Below are 7,500 nucleotides of genomic sequence, written 5' to 3'. Positions count from 1 at the left end.
TTACATCATTGGTGGCATTCCACCAGGCATTCCGCCCATTCCGCCCATGTCACCCATGTCAGGTTCTTTACCTGCACCAGTGGATGCAATGACGTCGTCGATCCTGAGGATCATTTCTGCAGCTTCTGCTGCGGATTGGATGGCCTGTTTTTTGACTCGGTGAGGTTCAATGACTCCGGCACGGTACATGTCGGTTACTTCACCCTTGAATACGTTCAGTCCCATGTACAGTGATTTTTCGTGGGCTGCGCGTAGGTCCACCAGAGCGTCGATGCTGTCCAGTCCGGCGTTTTCAGCCAGGGTTTTAGGTACAACTTCCAGTGCTTCAGCGAATGCAGATACTGCTAGCTGTTCACGGCCACTGATGGTGTCAGCGTATTCTTTTAATCCTTTGGCTATGGCAATTTCTGCAGCGCCTCCACCAGCTACTACTTTTCCGTCTTCCACGGTGGCAGCGACGACACCGATGGCATCTTCCATTGCCCTCTGGATTTCGTCGACCACGTGTTCAGTTGAACCGCGGATGAGTAGGGTGACTGATTTTGGGTCTTTACAGTCTTCCACGAAGAGCATGGCTTCGCCGGAGATTTTCTTTTCTGCTACAGAGCCGGCCAGTCCCAGGTCTTCGAAGTCCAGGTCTTCGATGTTGGTGACCACGGTGGCACCGGTTGCTCGGGCCAGTTTTTCCATGTCTGATTTTTTGACTCGGCGTACAGCCATGATTCCTGCTTTGGCCAGGTAGTGCTGTGCCAGGTCGTCGATTCCTTTCTGACAGAAGAGTACGTTGGCTCCGGCATCGGCGATTTTGTTTACCATATCCCGGATCATCTGTTCTTCCTGTTCAATGAAGGCCTGCATCTGGGCAGGGTCGGTGATTCTGATTTCAGCGTCCACTTCGGTTTCTTTAACTTCAATGGCACTGTTTAATAGAGCGATCTTGGCATCTTCTATTTTTTTAGGCATGCCAGGGTGTACGGGTTCTTTGTCGATTATGACCCCGTTTACGAGCTGGGAGTCATCTATGGTTGCTCCGTCTTTTTTCTCGATTTTGATGTGGTCCTGGTCGATTTCGCCGTTGTCTTCCACCTGTTTGACTGCTCCGACCACCAGTTCTGCTAGTGGTTCTCGGGCTTTTTCAGTTCCCTTTCCAGTCATGGCAGTCATGGCCACTTTCAGGAGGGTTTCCCTGTCTTCTGCATCGATGGCTATTACGTTCAGGATTTCCTGTGCTTTTTCAGCTGCTTGGCGGTATCCCATGGCCACGATGGTGGGGTGGATGTCCTGGTCCAGGAGACCTTCTGCCTTTTTGAGGAGTTCTCCGGCAATTATTACTGCGGTGGTGGTTCCGTCTCCCACTTCGTCTTCCTGGGTTTTGGCTACTTCTACCAGCATTTTAGCGGCAGGGTGTTCGATGTCCATTTCTTTGAGGATAGTTACTCCATCGTTGGTCACTACGATGTCACCTAATCCATCTACGAGCATCTTGTCCATACCTTTAGGACCTAAAGTGGTCCTTACGGTTTCGGCCAATACTTTTCCTGCTAATATGTTCATTCTCTGAGCATCTCGTCCTAAAACTCTAGAAGAGCCCTCAGGCATTATAATAATAGGTTGTCCTTGTCCTTGTCCTAATTGTGCCACAATATCACCTCAATTTGTTTTATGTAAATGATCAGTGGGTTAGAGGTTATATAAATAGTTTGCTATGGTCCGGTCCAGGGAAAATGTGGAGGGTATTATTGGCCCCAATTGGTATTTTGCAACAATTCCCTAGTATTTTACTATAATTTTATAATATTAACCCGGATAAAGCAGAATAACCCCTATACCGTGTACTTTAAATGGATAAAAACACTTAATAAGTAAAAAACATTAATGGTAAAAAACCAGACAAAATTAATCCTTCTCTATCTTTTTCCACAGTACAGTACCATCTCTTTCCTGGGAGCGATAGTACCCCTTCCTTTCCAGATTACGGAGGGCGTGTTCAAAGTTCTGGAGGGTGAGCTCGGTGAATCCCATGTCAATGATCCATTCATACAGATTTTCCAGGTTATCCTCCCTATCTGGAAGTAGGAGGTATACGTTGGATTGGAAGGAGGTTAAATCTTTTTTAGGCTTTTGGGTGAGGAGTTTAAACTGATCCCTAACCTTCTGGAGTTCTTCAATCTTCGAATCCTTTTCTTCCAGCTGATTGAGTAATTTCTGGATTTCGGCTTCTTTTTTCTGGATTTCCTTATTCTGTTTTATTTGCAATTCCTGAAGTTTACTGTGCTCCTGAATCATGGATTTTGAAGACTCTTTCTGGCATTTCTTAAGTTCGATCTTCAACTTGCTGATCTCTAAAAGACAGGCTTTAACCAGCTGTCTCAACTGCTCTCTCTCGGTATCCTTCAAAAAGGCCATGGTTATCACTTGGATAGTAAGATTTTTTATTATCAACACAATTTACTGTATTATAGGTTACAATCACCAATTATAGTTTATTTTATTTATGCATTAATAGGCTTTTAAGTTTTGAGATAAAAATCTGAGATTTATGTATTACTCCACAATCACAAATTTAGGGGACACTATTGTAATTATAAATTGTAATAAATGTGCCATTTTTCTCGCTTTATGACATATAAATTTGTTGATTATTAATACAAAGTATTGTGATGAATTTCATATACTACACTTAGTTAATTTCGTTAAATAGTAGATTTTCGCCAATTAGTAGTTAAAAACTCTTTGTTTTAAAAAATAATGATAAAAAGCTATTTTTTATAATTCACCTTCAAAATATATTTTGTATGTGGAAACTATGAATTATCCCTTTGTTCTCCATCTAAAACAAAAAATACCAACAACGAAAAATACCAGAGTATAACCAAGAACCCAATAAAAATCTGTAACAATACCACTCACGCTAGATCCATTCAGAACAGCCCTTGCAGCATCAATGGCATGTGCAAAAGGAAGTGAATATCCAATTGTTTCAAATACACCACCAATTGCCTTTAAATCCATCCAACATCCACCTAATAGGGATATTATAACTATGACTATTGAACTCACCCCTGGAGCCTGTTTTTCCGTGAAAAGAGATCCCAATATCATTCCCAAACTAATACATCCAACTGCCATGGTGAAAAGAATTATCAGAGTTAATAAAATGGTTGAATTAATTGTAACTCCATAAAAACTCCCCACTACAAAACAGATTATAATCTGGAGTATTGCTATTGGCAAAAATGGCAGAATGTATGCTAATATGAAATCTGTTGCTGTAAGTGGTGTGGTCAAAAGTCTGGTTAAAAATGCACTTTCACGATCTTTTGCTAAAATTATAGCTGAAAACAAAGTTAAAAAACCAAAACTAAATACCGCCACTGCAGGTGTTAATGCATTGGCTGTAAAAATTTCCAGAGGGGCATTTTTACCTATGGAAATAATAGCAGGCATTAAAACAGCAGGAAAAACCATACCCCATGCAATGGCGAGTGGATCACGGTATATTTCTTTAAGATTTCGACTAGCAAGACTTAAAAATCGCATTAGTTCACCTCCTCTCCGGTAAGATTAAGGAAAACATCATCTAAAGAAGGTTCTTTCATGGAAAGCCAGTTAATTTTCACTCCTCTAGAACGTAAATAATCAACTATCTCATCAAAAATTAATTCCTGTGCTTCTATCTTGATTCCACCATCTATTTTTGTAATATGAGGATATACCTCTTTTAATCCATCAATATTTGGAGAGGAAAGGTTTTGTCCCTTAATTATCATGGTCTGTAGCCCATGTATGTTTTTTTTAAGTTCTTGCGGCGTTCCCTCTGCAATAATGTTGCCTCGGCTAATTATTGCAACCCTGTCAGCAAGAGCATCTGCTTCTTCAAGATAATGTGTGGTTAATATGATTGTTTTTTTCCCCTTCAACTGCTCGATCTGCTCCCAGATAACCCTTCGAGCCTGAGGATCTAAACCCAAAGTGGGTTCATCAAGAAAAAGTACTGGAGGATCAGAAATCAAAGCCATTGCTATGCTTAATCTACGTTGCATTCCCCCTGAAAATTTCTGCACCTGTTCATTCGCCCTTTCAGTAAGTCCCATTAATTTTATTAATTTTTTAGCCCTTTTTTCCGTATCTTCCTTTTTCAAGCCATTTATCCCACCCATTAATATAAGATTTTCCCAAGCAGTTAAATGACCTGCAATAGCAGTTTCCTGGGGTGAAATATCGATTATTCCTTTAACTTCTGACAGATCTCTCGTTATATCATAATCCATAATTTTTGCTGTTCCAACTGTCGGTTTAAGAACACCAGAAAGCATTTTTATGATAGTGGTTTTACCTGCGCCATTTGGTCCAAGAAGAGAAAAAATATCTCCTTTTTTCACTACGAGATTGATTTTATCTACAGCTTTGCGATTTCCAAAGCTCTTAGTTAGACCAAAGATTTGTATTGCATATTCATTCTCGTTTTCATAATTACTCATGGATATTCCCCTAATCTGTAATCAAATATATCATATTGTGTTTTGATATTTCATTTGACTGATTGTCAGTCAGTTATGATTTTTGTTGTATTTATAATTATGGGATTTATTTGATCATTTCCTGTACTTTCAGAATAAAAAAGGACTTAAAATAATCCGTTATCTAATTAAATAATTCAATTTAATAAATGAATTCAAAATTTTCTTATTAATAATAATTCTAGATTCTATTCATCGGCATTAGCAGAATTCATCGGTGAAAACATAGCAATCAAAGGTAATATCATGAAAATTACTTTATCAAACCTATTAATTTGGAATAAGGTCTTAATGAAACCAGAACATTGAATAGGTATTATTTATATGGTTCTATGCCATCTGTGGAAATATCGGAGCATTTATAAAAAAAAAGGATTAGAAATTTCAACAAAAAACTAATAAATTCTTTTTATTCATCTAATTTAGTTATTTTCATAATTGATCTTTGTGGAACTCATGATATCCTGCTGGGAATTTAAACCCAATTTTGTCAATTAATAATTCCTCCGATATCATTTATTGGTCGTCATTGCCATGAAAGCACTGGCGATAATGCCGTTTTCTGCACCCAAAATTCGCTCCATAAAATAGAACAGTGCCATTAATCTTCTCATAAATTCAGGTGATTTAGGATCAAGATCACTTACTCCCTGGAGAATTAAAGCTGTTACTCCTAGATACGCTCGAGCAGCTTCTTCAATGTATTTAGTATCAAAAACACCTTCTTCAATACCCTGTTGAATTATACGTGCAGTATGTTCAATAGTTGCAGAAGACATCCTTTCATTGAACTTGATTTGTAAGTGAGCGCACCTTCCTTCCTCAATATAGTCCATTATTCCCTTACGATCTCCTGTAAATGATGAAGTAAATTCAAATGTTGCCATTAATTTCTCTATACTATTTAAGTTCTCCTGATCGGCAATACTTTCCGTTTTTTCAATAATAATATCAAGGTATTTATCAGTGATTGCATCCAGTATTGTTTCTTTGGATTTGAAATAATAATAGAACGTACCTTGTGCTACGCCTGCTTTTTTAACTATATCGGATACTGCAGTCTCTTCGTACCCATTTTCAAGGAATAATTCCTCTGCTACATCCATTAACTCTTTGCGCCTTATTTCAGGATCCTTTGTCACTCTCATAATCGTCCCCAAATTAACCAAAGCATATTATATTTATGTATGTATGTATGTGGAAACTAGGAATTATCCCTTTGTTCTCCATCTGAAACAAAAAATACCTACAACGAAAAATACCAGAAGTATAACCAAGAATCCCCTAGAAATCTGTACAATACCAATTAGATAATTGGTAATATAAATGGATATTTATAATTTTATGTTTTAATTGGAACAATTCTTGTTGTGGGCTTGGATGATGCTGCTAGGTTCAGATTTATCAAGGTTTACACTAGATTTTTAGAACCAGAGCAAAATAATACAAAAAATAAAAATTAATTAACAAAACTGATAATGACCAATTTAGAGGGCTGTTGACTTCGTTAAATAGTAATAACCAACTAATATTAATTATAAAAAACCCAATAAAACAGCATCATTTGTTTCCAGAATAAATAAAATAAAAAAAAGAGGGGATTTAAATTATGGCCGTGGTAGAAGCTCCTCCCCATGGAGCAGAGGTGCTGGCTGTGCCCAGATTTTTTCCACCTTTCATTATAGAAGTGGTTAAAGTCCCGGAGCCTCCCTCGGTTTTACGGGCAGAAATAGTAACCGATCCAGAAACACTACCCAGATTGGTGGTTTGATCTCCCGTACCAGATAACGAACGGTATCCAAAGGTACCACTCACATCTGCAGCCCAACTACCAGGATAACTTACAACAACGCTAACATCATTAGAAGCAGATGCATTAGTACTATTACTTGCATTTGAATTACCACTATTACTGCTGGTGTTATTGGTGGTGGTACATCCGGATATCACCACAACCATACAGACCAGAACTAACAAACCCAACATTTTTTTTGATATATTCATAGTTTTCCTCCTACATTAGGATATATTCCCCTATGCTGACATAATTATCATTAATTATAATGTTAGTATATAATATCTTTTGGGTGGTGAATATGACTCCTATAATTGGAAGATAAATTCTTTCGAAACGAGGAGTTATCTCCACAAAAATTAAAACTCCACAACAATCAAGTAAAAATAGGGAAAATATTAGGGATTTAAATTAATCTAACTAAAAAAAGGGAGTTAATGCAAGAAAATTCCTACATTATCTCATTAATTAATTCTGCATTAAGTATAGATGCTCCTGCAGCACCCCTAACTGTATTATGACCCAGAAGGACGTATTTTAGGCTACGGGGGAACACGGGATCCTGGCGGAGTCTTCCCACAGTAACCGCCATTCCTTTTCCCATCATGCGGTCCATACGTGGTTGGGGTCTGTTCTCCTCTTCCCGGACAATGACGGGGTGTTCCGGTGCGGAGTACAGGTTTAATTTTTGGGGCAGTGCCTGGAAAGTCTGGAGTGAATTTTTAACATCTTCCAGGTGGAATTCTTCATCCATTTCCATGAAAACCGCCTCGGTGTGGCCATCCACCACAGGAACACGGTGACAGGAGGTGCTAACCCCAAAGGTGGCTGGTTCCACAGTTTCACCATCGAAGTCACCCAGAAGGTGCAGAGTTTCTGATTCCATTTTTTCCTCTTCTCCTCCAATGAAGGGTACCAGGTTGTCGATCATGGCCATGGAGGGCACACCATTGTAACCTGCTCCGGAAACTGCCTGCATGGTGGACACATACACCCGGTTTATATCGTACTGGTCATATAGGGGTTTCAGGGTCATTACCAGGGCTATGGTGGAACAATTGGGGTTGGTAACAATGAATCCATCCCATCCCCTGTTTTTCTGCTGGGTTTCAATTAAGTCCAGGTGTTCCGGGTTCACCTCGGGTATTACCAGGGGGACATCCGGTTCCATACGCATGGCACTGG

7 protein-coding genes (1 of these 7 only partly in view) are annotated in these 7,500 nt (G+C 39.0%); all 7 read right to left on the bottom strand.

Translation table 11 applies throughout. The features are described 5' to 3' along the window. The gene (thsA, locus tag QC759_RS09420) at window positions 1-1,599 is read right to left on the bottom strand and encodes a thermosome subunit alpha (protein ID WP_048073980.1); all 1,599 of its coding nucleotides are present in this window, start codon (window positions 1,597-1,599) and stop codon (window positions 1-3) included. A 297-nt stretch (window positions 1,600-1,896) separates the two neighbouring features. Next, window positions 1,897-2,406, bottom strand: coding sequence for a hypothetical protein (locus QC759_RS09415; RefSeq protein WP_048073981.1), 510 nt, complete (start codon window positions 2,404-2,406; stop codon window positions 1,897-1,899). Between the two features lie 405 nt (window positions 2,407-2,811). Beyond that, window positions 2,812-3,540 carry an ABC transporter permease gene (locus QC759_RS09410; protein ID WP_048073494.1) on the bottom strand — a complete coding sequence of 243 codons (729 nt, stop codon included), beginning with the start codon at window positions 3,538-3,540 and terminating at the stop codon, window positions 2,812-2,814. Next, window positions 3,540-4,481, bottom strand: a complete 942-nt coding sequence (locus QC759_RS09405) for an ATP-binding cassette domain-containing protein (protein ID WP_048073495.1) — start codon at window positions 4,479-4,481, stop codon at window positions 3,540-3,542. Before QC759_RS09405 ends, QC759_RS09410 begins: the two co-directional genes overlap by 1 nt. 551 nt (window positions 4,482-5,032) lie before the next feature. Next, window positions 5,033-5,668, bottom strand: coding sequence for a TetR/AcrR family transcriptional regulator (locus tag QC759_RS09400; RefSeq protein WP_052400000.1), 636 nt, complete (start codon window positions 5,666-5,668; stop codon window positions 5,033-5,035). Between the two features lie 454 nt (window positions 5,669-6,122). Continuing rightward, window positions 6,123-6,524, bottom strand: a complete 402-nt coding sequence (locus tag QC759_RS09395) for a hypothetical protein (RefSeq protein ID WP_048073496.1) — start codon at window positions 6,522-6,524, stop codon at window positions 6,123-6,125. Between the two features lie 242 nt (window positions 6,525-6,766). Beyond that, a protein-coding gene (asd, locus tag QC759_RS09390) for an aspartate-semialdehyde dehydrogenase (RefSeq protein ID WP_048073497.1) crosses the window boundary here: on the bottom strand, window positions 6,767-7,500 show its 3' portion. Its footprint extends 313 nt past the window's final position; the window shows 734 of its 1,047 coding nt (coding positions 314-1,047); the start codon falls outside the window, past its right edge; its stop codon occupies window positions 6,767-6,769.

This window comes from Methanobacterium formicicum, from assembly GCF_029848115.1.
Classification (GTDB): domain Archaea; phylum Methanobacteriota; class Methanobacteria; order Methanobacteriales; family Methanobacteriaceae; genus Methanobacterium; species Methanobacterium formicicum.
The sequence above is the reverse complement of the archived record's forward strand: the minus strand, read 5'-3'. Positions and strand labels throughout refer to the sequence as shown.

Coding starts and splice junctions, on each gene's coding strand:
- thsA (WP_048073980.1), bottom strand. CDS start 1,599: ATGCCTGAGGGCTCTTCTAGAGTTTTAGGACGAGATGCTCAGAGAATG.
- QC759_RS09415 (WP_048073981.1), bottom strand. CDS start 2,406: ATGGCCTTTTTGAAGGATACCGAGAGAGAGCAGTTGAGACAGCTGGTT.
- QC759_RS09410 (WP_048073494.1), bottom strand. CDS start 3,540: ATGCGATTTTTAAGTCTTGCTAGTCGAAATCTTAAAGAAATATACCGT.
- QC759_RS09405 (WP_048073495.1), bottom strand. CDS start 4,481: ATGAGTAATTATGAAAACGAGAATGAATATGCAATACAAATCTTTGGT.
- QC759_RS09400 (WP_052400000.1), bottom strand. CDS start 5,668: ATGAGAGTGACAAAGGATCCTGAAATAAGGCGCAAAGAGTTAATGGAT.
- QC759_RS09395 (WP_048073496.1), bottom strand. CDS start 6,524: ATGAATATATCAAAAAAAATGTTGGGTTTGTTAGTTCTGGTCTGTATG.